The organism is Flavobacteriaceae bacterium GSB9, from assembly GCA_022749295.1.
Taxonomy (GTDB): Bacteria; Bacteroidota; Bacteroidia; order Flavobacteriales; family Flavobacteriaceae; genus Flavisericum.
In genome coordinates, this window is the sequence record CP062007.1 from 3,523,339 (window position 1) to 3,540,678 (window position 17,340).

Below are 17,340 nucleotides of genomic sequence, written 5' to 3' on the forward strand. Positions count from 1 at the left end.
TTATGCGAGTCATCAAACGTATTTCAGAGAAGTTACTTTTAGTAGGCTTGCTTGTTTTTCAAGCGAGTAGTTTTGGTCAAGAAAAGCCATTGGCAATTAATGTTGATGCTGCTGAGGAAATAGGACCTATGACCCCCATTTGGGCATGGTGGGGCTATGATGAACCTAACTATACGTACATGAAAGATGGTAAAAAACTACTCTCCGAAATGGCCGCACTAAGTCCAGTTCCTGTAAACGTTCGTGCCCATAGTCTATTGGTTACCGGAGAAGGCACACATGGACTAAAATGGGGCTCAACGAACGCTTATACCGAAGATGAAAATGGGAACCCTGTTTACGATTGGACTATAGTTGACAAAATATTCGATACTTATATTGAAAGAGGCATGAAGCCTTTTGCCCAAATCGGGTTTATGCCTGAAGCACTGTCTGCAAAGCCAAAGCCTTACAGACATTATTGGAAACCCGGGGCGGCCTACGAAGATATTTACACCGGTTGGGCACACCCTCCTAAAGATTACGAAAAATGGGCCGAATTGGTGTATCAATGGGTGACCCACTGCGTGGAGCGCTATGGAAAAGAAGAAGTAGAAAGTTGGTATTGGGAGCTCTGGAACGAACCTAATATAGGCTACTGGCAAGGTACTACCGAAGAATACATGAAATTATACGATTATAGTGCCGATGCGGTAAAAAGAGCATTGCCAACAGCAAAAATGGGAGGACCAGAAACCACTGGACCTGGATGGGACAAAGCAGCAGAATTTTTACGTACATTCTTGGATCATGTTAAAAACGGAAAGAACTATGCCACAGGAGAAACAGGCGCGCCTCTGGATTTTATAACCTTCCATGCTAAAGGTAGCCCTAAAGTGGTTGATGGTATGGTGCAAATGAATATGGGTGCACAGCTTAGGGATATTAGCAAAGGTTTTGAAATCATAGCATCTTATCCAGAATTTAAGGATTTGCCAATTATCATTGGTGAATCAGACCCAGAAGGTTGTGCAGCGTGTTCCGAGGCAGATTATCCGCATAATGCATACAGGAATGGGACCATGTATGCTAGCTACACCGCAGCTTCTTTTGCCAGGAAATATGAATTGGCAGACCATTATGGGGTTAATCTATTAGGAGCCGTAACTTGGGGGTTTGAGTTTGAAAACCAACCGTGGTATGCTGGTTTTAGAGATATGGCTACTAATGGAGTGGATAAGCCAGTGTTGAATGTTTTTAGAATGTTTGGAATGATGTCTGGTAATCGAATTAAGGTAGAGCAGGATAACCTTTCCTATAACTTTTTAAAGGTTAGGGACGAAAGTGTAAGAGGAGAAAACCCTGATATTAATGCCATAGCTTCAAAATGTGAAAACTCTATCGCCGTAATGGTTTGGAATTACCATGATAATAATGATTTAAATGTGCCATCATCATTGGTCAAATTATCTATAGATAATATTCCATCAGAGAAAGTACTGATAAACCATTATAGGGTTGACCAAGAGTTTAGTAATTCTTACACGCTTTGGAAGGAAATGGGGTCTCCTCAAAAGCCTACTAAAGACCAAATCAAAAGTCTTGAAAAAGCTGGCCATTTGCATTTGTATGGGTCTCCTGAATGGAAACAAATTAATAAAGGAAAAACAAGTATTGATATAGATTTGCCCAGACAGGCCATATCCTTAATAAAACTAGATTGGTAAATGGGCTGTTGTCAATCAACTGAATTAATGTAAATTAACAAACTAAACAACTGTTGGGAGGATTGTTTTTTCTCGGCAAAACTTCTAATAAATTAAACTTATGAAAACCGAAAACCAAAAGTTAAGCGTTCTAGAAAAAATAGGATATGGATCTGGTGACGCTGCTGTGAACGTGGTAATATCTTCCATGTTCCTTATCATTACATTTTTTTATACCGATGTGTTTGGGTTAAAACCCAAAGATATGGCGCTTTTGTTTTTGTTGGTAAGGTTAATCGATGCGATTACCGATCCGCTTATGGGGATGATTACCGATAAAATAACAACAAAATGGGGTAGGTACCGGCACTATTTTCTATTTCTAGCAGTGCCTTTTGGGCTTTCCGTTTTCTTAACGTTTACTACACCAAATTTTGATTATGCGGGGAAAATGATTTATGCCTACCTAACCTATGTGTTCGTAACTATAATGTTTACCTCGGTAACTATTCCATATATATCCATAATTGGAGTACTTACCAGTGATCCCCAAGAACGTCTTTCAGCGAATGGCTATAGACTTTTCTTTGCAAAGGTTGCTGCTTTTCTGGTATCTATTGTTGTGCCCATTCTTGCAGAAAAATTAGGTAAGAACGATATTGCTAGAGGTTATCAGCTCGCCATGGGATTAATGGCCTTTTTAGGAACCGTACTTTTCTTGTTTTGTTTCTTCACCACAAAGGAGCGTGTAGAGCACGAAGTAGAAAGTAAACCGCTTTCAGAGCAATTTAAGCTGTTGTTAAAAAATGGCCAATGGACATTGCTATTTGGTGTTTGCTTTTTTGGTACGGTAGGTTATGTTATACGAAATTCGGTGGCTATATTTTATGCAAAATATTTCCTTGATGGCGATGCCAGTGTACAATCATCTTTTATGGCAACCGGTGTTTTTGCGGCAATCTTGGCTATGCCGGCTTCAACCTTTATAACGAAACGCTACTGCAAGGTAAAACTGTTTAAATGGACGCAGCTTGCAGTGGGTTTAATTAGTTTAGTCATGCTATTTGCGGTTAAACCAGGAAACATGGTATTGGCTTATGTGCTGTATTTTATATTGTCGTTTGTTGTCGATTTACATGCGCCGGTATTTTGGTCGGCCATAGCAGAAGCGGTAGATTATGGTCATGCCAAATCGGGTAAGCGGGTTTCTGGGCTTTCTTTTGGAGGTATTTCGTTTGCCCAAAAATTAGGAATGGGCTTAGCAGGAGCAGCAGTAGGGTATTTATTAGACTTCTTTGAATATGTGCCTAAAGCCGCTACGCAAAGTGAGTATGCATTATGGGGTATAGCCTTGATGCTTACAGTCATTCCGGGGCTGTTTCATGTAATTATGGGAAGCTTAATGTTCCGTTACAAAATTACGGATGAATATTACGAAAAAATCAAAATTAAACTAAACATATAGAAATGGGGAGTTCAGACAAAAATGCACCAATAGTTTTACAACGTGCCGACCCGTTTATTTATAAACATACAGATGGGTTTTACTACTTTACAGGTTCGGTGCCGACCTATGATGTTATTGAGCTAAGACGAGCCAAAACAATAAAAGAATTGCAAAATGCAGAAACTTTTAATGTATGGCGCAAACATGAAAGTGGACCAATGAGTCGTCACATTTGGGCGCCTGAGATTCATTATTTAGACGGAAAATGGTACGTGTATTTTGCGGCTAGTGAAGAAGAGGATATTTGGAAATTAAGGCCCTATGTTCTTGAATGTTCAGGTCAAGACCCTTTAAAGGACGAATGGGTGGAATTGGGACAAATGCAAGCTGCAGATGGCGATAACAAAACATTTATCGATTTTTCGTTGGACGGCACTGTTTTTGAAAATAACGAAAAACGCTATTTCTGTTGGGCCGAAAAAACGGGCGGCCAATTTGCGGCTTCCAATTTATATTTAGCCGAAATGGAATCGCCAATTAAATTAAAAACGGTACAATTCATGCTAACTACACCCGATTATGATTGGGAACGTATCGGTTTTTGGGTTAACGAAGGCCCAGCGGTTATCAAAAACAACGGAAAGATTTACATTACATTTTCAGCTAGTGCAACAGGAGCATGTTATTGCATGGGCTTGATGGAGGCCAATGAAAATGCCGATTTATTTGATAGAAATTCGTGGAAAAAATCAAGGTACCCAGTATTACAATCCGACTATGAAAAAGGTATTTATGGTCCAGGGCATAACAGTTTTACGGTAGATGAAAACGGGAATCCTTTGAGCGTTTATCATGCTAGGGATTACGAAAAAGCGGTTGGTGATCCTGCTATGGTCCCTAAAAGCGATACTAGACCATTGGAAGAAATTATTGAAGACCCTTTATACGACCCAAACCGTCATGCACGAGTCATGGAAGTAAAATTTGATGGCGCTGGTAAACCTATTTTTGATTTTTATTAAAAAATAACTAAAATACTGAACGATAATCATTTAAACTTCTGATTTTGAATTGAAAACCTAGAAAATTATAATAGATTTACCAAGTTAATCCATGAATGTCATTAAGGTTAAAATTTAAAAGTGTGCATATTACACTTATCAATATATTTACTATATTTGTAAAATCAAAAAACTAACATTAAATGAAAAAATATACCATAGGTATGGACTTTGGTTCCGATTCTGTTAGAGCTTTGCTTGTTGATATAAGCACGGGTGAAGAGTTGGCAACCGCAGTACATTATTATGCCAGATGGAAAGAAGGTAAATATTGTGAGCCTTCAAAAAACAAATTCAGACAACATCCGCTTGATTATATTGAGGGTATTGAAACTACAATTAAACAAGTACTTGCAGAAGTTGACGACAGTGTCGTGAAAAATATTGTTGGTATTGGAGTAGATACTACAGGCTCTACACCGGTAGCCGTGGATAAAACAGGTACACCATTGGCGCTTAAAGAGGGGTTTGAAGAAAACCCTAACGCTATGTTTGTGCTTTGGAAAGATCATACCGGAATTAAGGAAGCCGACGAAATAAACGCGCTTTGTAAAAAATGGGATATTGATTATTCACAATTTGAAGGTGGTATTTATTCTTCAGAGTGGTTTTGGTCTAAAATATTACATGTTTCACGAGCCGATAAGAGCGTTTATGAAGCGGCTTATTCATGGGTTGAGCATTGCGACTGGGTACCCTTTTTATTAACGGGCGGAAGTGATGTGTCGGAAATGAAGCGTAGCCGTTGTGCCGCTGGTCATAAAGCCCTTTGGCACGAATCGTTTGGTGGATTGCCTCCTAATGATTTCTTTGTAGCACTAGATCCTATTTTAGACGGACTAAAAGATAGGTTGTTTACCAAAACATACACTTCAGATGTTTCAGCAGGAACATTGTCCGAAGAATGGGCAAACCGTTTAGGTTTACCATCGTCGGTTGTTGTTGCAGTAGGGGCTTTTGATGCCCATATGGGAGCCGTTGGTGTAAACATAGAGCCTTACTTCCTTACCAAAATCATGGGTACGTCAACTTGCGATATTTTAGTGGCGCCAAAACAAGAAGAAGAGCATTTGGTTAAAGGTATTTGCGGACAAGTAGATGGTTCTGTTATACCAGATATGTTGGGACTTGAAGCAGGGCAATCGGCATTTGGCGATATATATGCGTGGTACAACCGTTTGTTGGCATGGCCAATTAAAGAACTTATTGGAAATTCATCTTTAATTGATGAATACACAAGAGAAAAATTAGTAGAAGAAGCATTAGATAATTTAATACCGAAGCTAAGTGAAGCCGCATCGAAAGAGCCCATAGGCGCTTCTGGCGAGCTAGCCTTAGATTGGATGAACGGTAGAAGAACTCCAGATGCCAACCAAAATCTTAAAGGGGTCATTTCTGGAATAAACTTAGGGAGTACATCTCCAAAAGTATTTCGTGCTTTGGTTGAGTCGTCTTGTTTTGGGGCTAAGAAGATTGCTGATAGGTTTATCAATGAAGGTATTCCAATTAAAGGCGTTATCGCCTTGGGCGGCATTGCAAAAAAATCACCTTTTATCATGCAAATGATGGCCGATGTTTTAAACATGCCTATCAAAGTTGTTAAATCTGAACAAGCTTGTGCTTTGGGTGCGGCGGTTTTTGGAGCCGTAGCAGCCAATAGCTATAAAGATACTTTTGAAGCTATGGATAATATGGCGAGCCCTTTTGAAACAGTATATGCACCTAACCCAGAAAATGTTCCTGTTTACCAAAAGGTATATGAGCGTTACAGTGATTTAGCCGTAACCATTGAAGATTACATAATGAAAAACGTATAATAATGAGTAAATACAAAGATTTAAAACAAGAATGCTACGAAGCCAATATGCAGCTCAATGAGTTGAATTTAGTGGTTTATACATTTGGTAATGTAAGTGCTGTTGATAGAGAAAATAAAGTGTTCGCTATTAAACCAAGTGGTGTGGCTTACGAGGAGCTAAAGCCAGAGGATATCGTTATAGTAGATTTTGACAATAATATCATTGAAGGGGATATGCGTCCGTCATCAGATACAAAAACACATGCGTATTTGTATAAAAAATGGGACGATATTGGAGGCATAGCCCATACCCATGCGACCTACTCTGTAGCTTGGGCGCAAGCACAAATGGATATTCCAATTTTTGGAACCACACACGCCGATCACTTAACGGCCGATATACCTTGTGCACCACCAATGCGTGATGATTTAATTGAGGGTAATTACGAACACAATACCGGTATTCAAATTATTGATTGTTTTAACGAAAAAGGATTGTCGCATACCGAAGTGGAAATGGTACTTTTAGGGAACCACGGTCCGTTTGCTTGGGGAAAAAATGCAGCTAAAGCCGTTTACAACAGTAAAGTTTTAGAGGTTTGTGCAGAAATGGCTTATTTAACGAGACAAATAAATCCTAATGCCCCACGATTAAAAGATTCATTAATTAAAAAACATTATGACCGCAAGCACGGCGCAAATTCTTATTACGGTCAATAAAATAAAATTCAAAAATGATAGATATTTCAACAAAAGAAGTTTGGTTTATTACAGGAAGCCAAGATTTATACGGTGACGAAGCATTAAAGCAAGTTGCAAAAAATTCAACCGAAATAGCAAATACTTTAAACGATTCGGCTTTAATACCAGTAAATGTGGTTTTTAAACCTATTGTAAAATCTTCCGATGAGATTTTCGAAACTTTAACCGCAGCAAACCAAGAAAAAAACTGTATCGGTATTATTACATGGATGCATACATTTTCGCCAGCAAAAATGTGGATACGAGGTTTAACGGCGCTTCAAAAACCGCTGTGCCATTTGCATACGCAGTACAACAGGGATATTCCTTGGGGCACTATCGATATGGACTTTATGAACCTAAATCAAGCAGCACATGGCGACCGTGAGTTTGGTTTTATGGTAAGCCGTTTGCGTAAAAACAGAAAAGTGGTTGTTGGTCACTGGTCGTTAGATACTGTGCAAAAGAAAATTGGCGACTGGACACGTGTTGCCGCTGGTTGGGATGATTGGCAAGGTGCCAAGTTTGCCCGTTTTGGAGACAATATGCGCTTTGTAGCCGTTACCGACGGCGATAAAGTAGAAGCCGAAACTAAATTTGGTTTTTCTGTAAATACTTATGCTGTTGGCGATTTGGTTGAGGTTATCAACTCGATTTCAGAGGATGCCGTAAATAACTTGGTTAAAGAATACGAAGACTCATATCATATGGCTGAGTCGCTATTGGAAGGTGGCGAAAAAAGACAGTCTTTATTAGATGCTGCCCGAATTGAACTTGGATTGGAAAAGTTCTTGGTAGATGGTGGCTTTAAAGGATTTAGCGATACATTTGAAGATTTACACGGCATGAAACAATTGCCAGGTATTGCTGTACAGCGATTAATGCAAAAGGGTTACGGTTTTGCTGGAGAAGGCGACTGGAAAACTGCTGCATTAACTAGAGCCATGAAAGTTATTGGTTCTGAGCTTGAAGGCGGAAACGCTTTTATGGAAGATTATACTTATCATTTAGATCCTGCAGCGCCAAGAATTTTGGGTTCTCACATGTTGGAGGTCGACCCTGCTTTGGCGGCCGATAAACCATCTTGCGAGGTACATCCTCTTGGAATAGGAGGAAAAGAAGATCCTGTTCGTTTAGTGTTCAACGGTAGGGCAGGAGATTCTTTGGTTGCTGGTTTAATGGATTTTGGTAACCGTTTTAGATTATTAATCAACAAAACTGTAGGTGAGGAAGTTACCGAAGAATTACCTAACTTGCCCGTTGCGCGCGTGATGTGGAAACCGTTGCCAGATTTTGAAACGGCTTGTGAGGCATGGATTTTAGGAGGAGGGGCACACCATACGTGCTACAGTGAAAATATTTCGGTTGAACAAATGGAAGATTTTGCTGAAATGGCCGGTATAGAAGCTTTGGTTATTGACGAAAATACTACCATCCGAGATTTCAAAAATACCATTAAAGCTAATGAAGCATACTATATGTTCAAATAGCCATTAACAAACTAAACACTAAATTTTATGAGAGTTTTTAAACGTTCTTTTTTTAGTATTTTGCTCCTAGTATTAGTGGGGCTTAATACACATTGTAAAAACAATAAAAAAGAAAAACCTAGCGAAACTATGGAAGTTCCAGCAGAAGAAAAATCAACAATTACGAAATCCGATTACGGTAAATTACCAGATGGTACAACGGTACAACAATATACCCTGAAAAATACCAACGGTGTTGAAATGGACGTTATCACTTACGGAGGACGTATTACCTCTTTAAAAGTTCCCAATAAAAATGGTGAATTCGAAAATGTGGTTTTGGGTTTTGATAATTTAGAAGATTACCAAAACGATAATCCGTTTTTTGGAGCATTGATTGGACGTTTTGGAAACCGTATCGCAAAAGGGAAATTCTCATTAAACGGTGAAGATTATACATTGGCTACAAACGATGGCGATAACCATTTGCACGGTGGTGTAAATGGTTACGACCGCGTGGTTTGGAATGCCGAGCCTATTGAGGATGCAAAAAATCCAGGGTTAAAACTAACCTATCTAAGTAAAGATGGTGAAGAAGGGTATCCTGGGAATTTGAGCATAACTGTTATTTACACATTGACAGACGATAATACTTTGGAAGCTGATTATGAGGCCACAACAGATAAAGCAACGGTAATTAATTTAACGCAACATGCTTATTTTAATTTAACAGGCGATTTTAGCAAAGACATTTTAAATCACGAAGTGGCCATTAATGCTGATGCATTTTTACCTGTTGACGGTACATTGATTCCTACGGGAGAAATTAGAAAAGTAGCAGGTACACCGTTCGATTTTACTGAAGCCAAAAAAGTTGGAAAAGAGATCAATGCTGAAAACAAACAGTTGGAACTTGGAAAAGGGTACGACCACTGTTGGGTGTTAAATGGAGAAAAAGGTAATATGAGGTTAGCAGCATCGGCTTTTGATGCCGAAAGTGGACGTCTGATGGAAATTTTTACAACAGAACCTGGTATACAATTTTACACAGGAAACTTCTTAGATGGCACTTTGCCAATGCCTAATGGCGGTGTTTATGCGCACAGAACGGGCTTTTGTTTAGAAACGCAGCACTATCCCGATTCGCCAAACCAAAAAGACTTTCCGTCGGTAGTTTTAAATCCCGGAGAAACATATAGTACAAAAACTTCGTTTAAATTTTCTGTGAAAAAAGAAGAATAAGTGTATCTTGTCGTCCGATTTTAAAATTTACTAACTAAACTAATTAAATTATGGGTTTGATTTCTTTTGCAGCCTTTACACTTTTGGTGGCTGTTATAGCTTGGTGGTCAACAAGAAAAACTGACGAAACATCTTCTGATGGTTATTTCTTAGGGGGAAGAAGTTTAACAGGACCGGTAATTGCGGGTTCTTTATTACTTACCAACTTGTCAACCGAGCAAATTGTAGGTATGAATGGTGTATCCTTTAGAGATGGTATCCCTATTATGGCTTACGAGGTTGTTGCTGCTATCGCTATGGTTTTTACGGCGTTTGTGCTATTGCCAAAATATCTTAAAAGTGGTATAGCTACGATTCCCCAGTTTTTAGAGGATAGATATGGAAAATCCACAAAAACCATCGTATCGTTATTGTTCTTGTTAGGGTATGCAATTTCAATGCTGCCTACAGTATTGTATTCGGGCGCCTTGGCAATTAATACCATGTTCGATATTCCTGAAATGTTGGGTATGGGACCAAAAGGAGCACTTTGGGTAACGGTTTGGACTATAGGAATTATAGGGAGTATCTATGCGATTTTTGGAGGACTGAAAGCGGTAGCCGTTTCCGATTCCATTAACGCCGTTGGTTTAATTGTTGGAGGGTCGTTAATTCCAATTTTTGGTTTAATGAAGATAGGTGATGGAAATGTTTTTAGAGGGTTGAAAACTTTAACTACAGAACTTCCTGAGAAATTTAATATCATTGGAGGACCCGATTCCGATGTGCCTTTTTGGACACTATTTACGGGAATGATTATTGTAAATTTTTATTATTGGGGAACCAACCAAGCCATTATTCAAAGGGCCCTAGGAGCTAAAAACTTGCAGGAAGGTCAAAAAGGACTTTTGTTGGCGGCATTCATTAAAATATTAGGCCCATTTATTGTTGTGCTTCCTGGTATTATTGCTTTTTATTTATTTAATGGCGATTTAGCTAACGCAGACGAAGCTTACCCGATGGTTGTTAAAGCAGTATTACCTTTAGCGTTTATAGGGTTCTTTGCGGCAGTGTTGTTTGGTGCTATTTTAAGTTCTTTTAACAGTGCCTTGAACAGTTCGGTGACACTATTTGGTCTAGATTTTTACAAAACATATTTTAAGCACGATGCAACAGAAAAGGAAGTTGTTAGGGCTGGTAAAACGTTTGGTATTGTATTGGCATTATTCTCGATGGCTATTGCTCCATTACTTTATGGTGTTCAGGGTGGAGTTTTTACATATCTTCAAGAATTAAATGGAACACATAGTGTGCCAATTTTAGCTATTATCATTGTTGGTATATTCACTAAGCGTGTTTCAGGAAAGGCTGCAAACATTGCTATTTTATTTAGTGCGTTGACGTATTTAATTTTATTGTATGTGGTCAGACCAATGTGCATTGAGTCTGGTACCTACTTCCCTCATTTTTTACATTTAATGGGAATGCTTTTCGCACTGGTAGTAATTATAATGTTTGTAGTTAGTAAGTTCTTTCCAAGAGAAACGGATTATTTACAAGAATATACAAAACAAGTCGATATTACACCATGGAAATTCTTAAAACCTGTTGGCTATGCCGTTGTAGCAGCCGTGGTTGGGCTTTATATATACTTGTCTTAGATGTCTTAGAAAAACTTAATTTTATACGAAAGAGGAAGGGAGTAATCATTTGATTACTCCCTTTTTTATTGTCTGTATGAAAATTTAAAATTTCATAACAAAACCACCGTAGGGTTTCATTTTTATATTTACGGAAGATGATGGCTTTATATTATTTTGAACAAATCCGTTTTTGGTGTCATCGGTTATTATAAATCCCTCCTCGTTGTTAACAAAAGATAAATCTATATTAAAGGTTTTCGATTTATTTTCACCATTAATACCAACTATAAACCAGATATTATTTTTTCTTCTGGCTATAATCACATCTTTTGCAGGGAAGCCAGCAATAAATTTTGATTCATCCCAGTTGGTTGGTATTTTTTTAAGGTATTCAATCACAAAATCTGGCTGTTTAGCCATTCCTGTGGGAGTTTCTGCAATGTGCTGGATTCCCGACAGAAATAAAACGGGTAGCGCCAATTCAAATCCTTTGGTGGTTATTCTATTGATATTTGGTATGGAATCTAAAACCATGGGAGTAAAATCCATGGGGTCGAAGGTATTTCTTGTAAAAGGCAACAAGGCACAATGGGTGGGTTGTAAATCGGCATTGGCTTGTTCAAATGTTATAAATTCTTCACCTTTTATAGCTTCTACGGTCATTAAATGCGGGTAAGTTCGGTGCCAACCACGGGGGAGGGTTGCACCGTGAAAATTAACCAGTAGCTCATGCTTGGCGGCATCCTTTAAAATATCGTGATAATAGGCAATCATGGACTGGCCATCACCTCCAAAAAAGTCTACTTTAATACCAGAAACACCCAATTCATTTAATTTTTTAAATTCAGCAATGCGATCCTTTTGCGTGAGCAATTTACTTTTAGGGTGATAGGGCGTTGTGTTCCAAGAGCCTGACGAATTGTACCAAACTATAAGTTTTACGTTTTTAGATCTTGCATAATCAGCCAAGTCCTTAATTTTTTCGTTCCCAATTCGGGTATCCCAATCTACATCAATTAAGCAGTATTGCCAGTTCATAGAAGCGGCATAATTTATAAATTGAACTGTGGTGTTGTAATTGACGGATTTATCTTTTAAAAGCGCCCAACTCCATGAGGCTAAGCCGCTTTTAATAAAGGAAGTATCCATATTAATGGCCTCCTCGGCTAAATCGGTACCCATGGTGCTTTCTGCGATGGTGCCTAAAGAACCAATGGTGAGTGTACGCCAAGGTGTCAGCCAAGGGAGTTTTGATTCTGGGTTGAGTGCACCGTTAGGGAAAACTTCTTCTTTTTGTGGAAATGTAACTTGTAGTACATCAACGGAATCGTTGTATTTTAACCGGGTTCCACAATAATTTTCGGCTAGTGCGGTTTCCGAAATTAGAGTCCAAACACTATCGGTTTTAAATAATGCTGGATAAACCCAGCCTTCGTTGATGGGAGGTTTTTTACTCACGGCAATACCGCTTTCATAATGCTCTTCGTAAGAGGGATGTACATGCTCCCAGCCAGTTTTGGCCTTAGACATGGGTTGCAACCAGGCTTTTGTGTTTTTTGGAAAATTATAGGTGGTTTTCTCCTCGAGTATTGTTTTTATTTCAGAGGAAGTGTCTGTAAAATGGTATCTAAAAGCTAAACCATCATTTGATAGTTGAAAAATGATATCCATTTTTTGTGCATCATTATTTTCGGTTTCAACAACATATTTATTAGCTTGATAAGTAATTTCTTTTTGTTTGCCCTGCAACATGGTGTACGATTCGTTAATGGTTTCAGCATCAGAAACTGTATTGAGTCTTAGGGCTTTGTAAAAATTCCCATCGTCCCTAATTAGTCCTAATTGTGATTGGTCAATAACTAAATAACTGTTTTTGAAAACTTTATATTCAATGGTTTGGTTTTTTGTAGCTTCTAGTTTGACCATAAGTGATCCGTCGGGGCTTTTTAAAGTGAATGATGTTCTTTTTGAATGGCATGACAATAAGACAAGGCAAAGAAGTAGAAAGGAGAAAAGGAATCTCATAATAAGTGTTTTAGTGACACTTGTGAAAATACAAAAAAAATAGATAGGAGTTAGAAAATTTATATATTTGCATACCAGAACAGAACAGAACGGTTTGCAAATATTTGACTTCGATTTTAATAGTGAAATACCAAAGTATCAACAGTTAGTTAACGCTATTAATGATGCTTTGGCAAACAATACCATTACCAGCGGCGATGCCCTGCCATCTGTGAATAGTATTTGTAAAGATTACAGTTTGTCCAGAGATACCGTTTTTAAGGCATATTCTATATTAAGAGAAAATGGAGTGGTGGAGTCGGTACCCAACAAAGGGTATTATGTGGCGGGTAACACCCGAAAAGTGCTGTTGGTTTTAGATACTTTTAAGGCTTATAAAGAGGTGCTTTACCATGCTTTTGTAAACAATCTTCCAAAGAACATTATTGTAGATATACAGTTTCATCATTACAAAATCGACAATTTTAGAACCATCTTAAACAACAGTAAAGGACGGTATTATAAATATGTGGTAATGAATTTTAATCACAAAGATGTTCCGCAGGTATTGGCAGATTTTGAGAATTCTGATCTTTTACTGATCGATTGGTCGGTGCATTCCACAACATCAAACAATTATGTGTTTCAAGATTTTGGAGCATCGTTTTATGAAGCCTTAAACGAGACTCTTGATACCTTTAAAAAGTACAAAAAACTAGTGTTTGTTTATCCAACATTTACCAATCACCCAACAGAATCGGTGACCTACTTTAAAAACTTCTGTGAGGCCAATACTTTTAAATATAAAATTATTACAGATCCCGAAGCGTTTAAAATAAACAAAGGTGAAGCTTATATAAGTGTAAGTGATCGTATTTTAGGCTATTTTTTAGAGCAATGTCGAGAAATGAATTTTGAGCCTGGCTTAGACGTTGGTTTTTTGTCATACAACGAAACGCCAATGAAACAATTTATATATAAGGGAATTTCTGTGGTTTCAACCAACTTTAAAGAAATGGGCTTACAAGCGGCTGCATTTGTAACCAATAATGCACCATTACAAAAATATATACCAACAACATTAACTTTAAGAGAATCATTATAAACCATGTACTATTTAGGATTAGATATAGGAAGCTCGTCAATTAAGGCTGCTATTGTTGAAGTAGCAACAGGCAAAAGCGTGGGCGTTACCCAAGAGCCCGAGAAAGAAATGAGCATGGATGCTCCCAAAAACGGTTGGGCCGAACAACATCCAGACGATTGGTGGAAACACGCCTGTAAGGCCATAAAAAAGCTAAAGGATAAATACAGTATTGCTGCCGATCAAATCAAGGGAATTGGTATTTCGTACCAAATGCATGGTTTGGTAATTGTAGATGAAAATGGAACACCTTTAAGAAAAAGTATTATTTGGTGTGATAGCCGAGCAGTCGAAACAGGTAATAAGGCTTTCATTGAATTAGGAGAAGACAAATGTGCATCAAAGTTGCTTAATTCGCCAGCAAATTTTACGGCTTCAAAATTAAAATGGGTCAAGGATAATGAACCGGAAATTTTCAAGAAAACATATAAGTTTATGTTACCGGGCGATTATATCGCTTATAAATTTTCAAATACAATAAATACAACAATTTCAGGGCTTTCAGAAGGGATATTTTGGGATTTCGAAAACGGTTCTGTTGCCGATTTTCTTTTGGAGCATTATGGTATCGAAAAATATTTGATACCTGACATTGTAGATACCTTCGGGAATCAGTCGGTTGTTGATAAAAAAGGAGCAGCCGAAAGCGGTATAGCCGCCGGAACTCCAATTTTTTATCGAGCAGGAGATCAACCCAATAATGCACTCTCGCTAAACGTGTTCAATCCAGGGGAAGTCGCAGCAACCGGAGGAACATCGGGGGTAGTTTATGCTATTACCGATAGCCTTTCGGTTAAGGAAAGTGCTCGTGTTAATAATTTTGCCCATGTTAACTATACTAAAGGAGAAGCCGCTAGAATAGGTAAGTTATTGTGCATTAACGGAGCCGGTATTCAATACCGTTGGTTGTTGAACAATTTGGATGTAGCTGGTTATGACGAAATGAATACTTTGGCGTCTAACATTCCAGTAGGATCAGATGGTGTTTGCCTAATTCCTTTTGGTAACGGCGCAGAACGTATGTTAAACAATAAAGAAATAGGAACGCGCATAGTTAATTTAAACTTAAATATCCATGATAAAGGCCATTTATGTCGAGCAGCGTTAGAGGGTATTGCCTTTTCGTTTGTTTATGGTATGGAGATTATGAGGTCGGACGGCATAGAGCCTAAAGTTATGCGCGCGGGAAACGATAATTTGTTCCGATCTGAAATTTTTGCGAATACTGTAGCAACGCTCATCGACCAAGAAATTGAAATTTACAATACAACTGGTGCTATTGGGGCTGCTAGAGCGTCAGATTTGCATAAAGGCGATTTTGAAAGCTTCGGAAAGAATATTATCGATAATGATTATGTAATGACATTTAAGCCTCTCAAAGATAAAGCACCTTATTCTGAGGCTTACAGAAACTGGAAAAACGAACTAGAAATTATATTAAACAAGTAACGAATCATCAAAATAAAATTTTAATTATGGCATTAATAGGAAACAAGGAATATTACAAAGGTATTGGCGACATTAAATTTGAAGGAAAAGAATCAGATAACCCGTTGGCGTTTAAATACTACAACCCCGATCAGGTGGTTGCAGGTAAAACTATGCGTGAATGGTTTAAATTTTCGGTAGCTTACTGGCACACGTTCTGCGGACAAGGAGGTGATCCATTTGGCCCAGGAACCCAAAATTTTGAATGGGATCAATCATCAGATCCAATTCAGGCTGCAAAAGATAAGGCTGATGCGGCTTTTGAGTTTATTACCAAAATGGGATTTGGATACTACTGCTTCCATGACGTGGACTTGGTTAGTGAAGGAGCTTCATTTTCAGAATTAGAATCTAGATTAGGAACAATTACAGATTACTTAAAACAAAAACAAGCTGATTCTGGCGTAAAACTGCTTTGGGGAACAGCTAACTGTTTTTCAAACCCACGTTATATGAACGGAGCGGCAACAAACCCAGAGTTTGATGTTGTTGCTCGTGCTGGCGGACAAGTTAAATTAGCTTTGGATGCTACTATAAAATTAAATGGTGAGAATTATGTGTTTTGGGGTGGCCGCGAAGGTTACATGAGTTTGTTGAATACCGATATGGGCCGCGAATTGGACCATATGGCGCAATTTTTAACTATGGCCAGAGACTACGCTAGAGCTCAAGGGTTTAAAGGAAATTTCTTTATTGAACCAAAACCAATGGAGCCTATGAAGCACCAATACGATTTCGATACGGCTACAGCTATTGGTTTCTTGAAAGAGTATGGTCTTGACAAAGACTTTAAAATCAATATTGAGGTAAATCATGCTACGTTGGCGCAGCACACCTTCCAACACGAAATTGAAGTAGCTGCAAAAGCTGGTATGTTGGGAAGTTTAGATGCGAATCGTGGTGACTACCAAAACGGCTGGGATACCGATCAATTTCCAAATAACATCCAAGAAACTACCGAAGCCATGTTGGTATTCCTGAAAGCTGGTGGTTTGCAAGGTGGTGGTGTAAACTTCGATGCTAAAATAAGAAGAAACTCCACCGATTTAGAAGATGTGTTCCATGCGCATATTGGTGGGGCCGATACCTTTGCTAGAGCATTGTTGATTGCCGATAAAATTATTTCGTCTTCACCTTACGAAAAATTAAGGGAAGAACGTTACGCTTCTTTTGACTCCGGAAAAGGAAAGGATTTTGAAGCTGGTAAATTAACCATGGAAGATTTATACAAAATAGCTCAAGAAAATGGAGAACTACCGCTAAAGAGTGGTAAACAAGAGTTGTTTGAAAATATAATAAACCAGTATATATAAAATTTTAGTAAGCTATATTTAAAAGGTTTAGCATTTGCTAAACCTTTTTTTATAAATGCACTTTTTTACTTTGATAAACTAGAGCAAACACAAGCTTACGTCAATCAGAATCTCCAATATTAGATGGCTTTTCTATAACCAACTTCTCCCTCCTTTTTTCTAGGTTTTTACATATAAATCGCACATTATTTTTGGTAAGTTTTTGTTTATAAAATTGACCATTGTTCAAAAATATTTAAGTTAATTGGTTGAATTTATAATTTAGACACGGAAATATTGAGAATATATCAATATTACTATTCTTTATTGATAATATTTCCAGAGGC

General features: G+C 38.1%; 12 protein-coding genes. 11 read left to right on the forward strand and 1 reads right to left on the reverse strand.

Going from position 1 to position 17,340, the window contains the following annotated elements; translation table 11 throughout:
- The first annotated feature begins 2 nt into the window (after positions 1 to 2).
- From GSB9_03107 to GSB9_03114, 8 genes are all read left to right on the forward strand, one after another.
- Entirely contained in the window at positions 3 to 1,706 is a 1,704-nt protein-coding gene (locus GSB9_03107) for a beta-xylosidase (GenBank protein UKM66517.1), read from the forward strand.
- A gap of 100 nt (positions 1,707 to 1,806) precedes the next feature.
- Positions 1,807 to 3,150, forward strand: a complete 1,344-nt coding sequence (locus GSB9_03108) for an MFS transporter (protein UKM66518.1) — start codon at positions 1,807 to 1,809, stop codon at positions 3,148 to 3,150.
- Between the two features lie 2 nt (positions 3,151 to 3,152).
- Positions 3,153 to 4,154, forward strand: coding sequence for a family 43 glycosylhydrolase (locus GSB9_03109; protein UKM66519.1), 1,002 nt, complete (start codon positions 3,153 to 3,155; stop codon positions 4,152 to 4,154).
- A 182-nt stretch (positions 4,155 to 4,336) separates the two neighbouring features.
- Positions 4,337 to 6,010: a ribulokinase gene (locus GSB9_03110; protein ID UKM66520.1), complete on the forward strand. Its 1,674-nt coding sequence runs from the start codon at positions 4,337 to 4,339 to the stop codon at positions 6,008 to 6,010.
- Positions 6,010 to 6,711 (forward strand): L-ribulose-5-phosphate 4-epimerase, encoded by a 702-nt coding sequence (locus GSB9_03111; protein ID UKM66521.2) that lies wholly within the window; start codon positions 6,010 to 6,012, stop codon positions 6,709 to 6,711. Before GSB9_03110 ends, GSB9_03111 begins: the two co-directional genes overlap by 1 nt.
- 14 nt (positions 6,712 to 6,725) lie before the next feature.
- Positions 6,726 to 8,222, forward strand: coding sequence for an L-arabinose isomerase (araA, locus tag GSB9_03112; protein ID UKM66522.1), 1,497 nt, complete (start codon positions 6,726 to 6,728; stop codon positions 8,220 to 8,222).
- A gap of 27 nt (positions 8,223 to 8,249) precedes the next feature.
- Positions 8,250 to 9,443 (forward strand): galactose mutarotase, encoded by a 1,194-nt coding sequence (locus GSB9_03113; GenBank protein UKM66523.1) that lies wholly within the window; start codon positions 8,250 to 8,252, stop codon positions 9,441 to 9,443.
- Between the two features lie 50 nt (positions 9,444 to 9,493).
- Positions 9,494 to 11,083, forward strand: coding sequence for a solute:sodium symporter family transporter (locus GSB9_03114; GenBank protein ID UKM66524.1), 1,590 nt, complete (start codon positions 9,494 to 9,496; stop codon positions 11,081 to 11,083).
- A gap of 84 nt (positions 11,084 to 11,167) precedes the next feature.
- Here GSB9_03114 and GSB9_03115 read toward each other — a convergent pair whose 3' ends face one another.
- Positions 11,168 to 12,991: a glycoside hydrolase family 97 protein gene (locus tag GSB9_03115; protein UKM66525.2), complete on the reverse strand. Its 1,824-nt coding sequence runs from the start codon at positions 12,989 to 12,991 to the stop codon at positions 11,168 to 11,170.
- A 193-nt stretch (positions 12,992 to 13,184) separates the two neighbouring features.
- On the opposite strand from GSB9_03115, the gene GSB9_03116 reads away from it, so the two are divergent.
- From GSB9_03116 to xylA, 3 genes are read left to right on the forward strand one after another with little or no spacing between them, the layout of a single operon-like run.
- Positions 13,185 to 14,174, forward strand: a complete 990-nt coding sequence (locus GSB9_03116; GenBank protein ID UKM66526.2) for a GntR family transcriptional regulator — start codon at positions 13,185 to 13,187, stop codon at positions 14,172 to 14,174.
- 3 nt (positions 14,175 to 14,177) lie between these two features.
- On the forward strand, positions 14,178 to 15,662 hold the full coding sequence (locus GSB9_03117; protein UKM66527.1) for an FGGY family carbohydrate kinase: 1,485 nt from the start codon (positions 14,178 to 14,180) through the stop codon (positions 15,660 to 15,662).
- A gap of 26 nt (positions 15,663 to 15,688) precedes the next feature.
- Positions 15,689 to 17,014 carry a xylose isomerase gene (xylA, locus tag GSB9_03118; protein ID UKM66528.1) on the forward strand — a complete coding sequence of 442 codons (1,326 nt, stop codon included), beginning with the start codon at positions 15,689 to 15,691 and terminating at the stop codon, positions 17,012 to 17,014.
- Positions 17,015 to 17,340 lie beyond the last annotated feature (326 nt).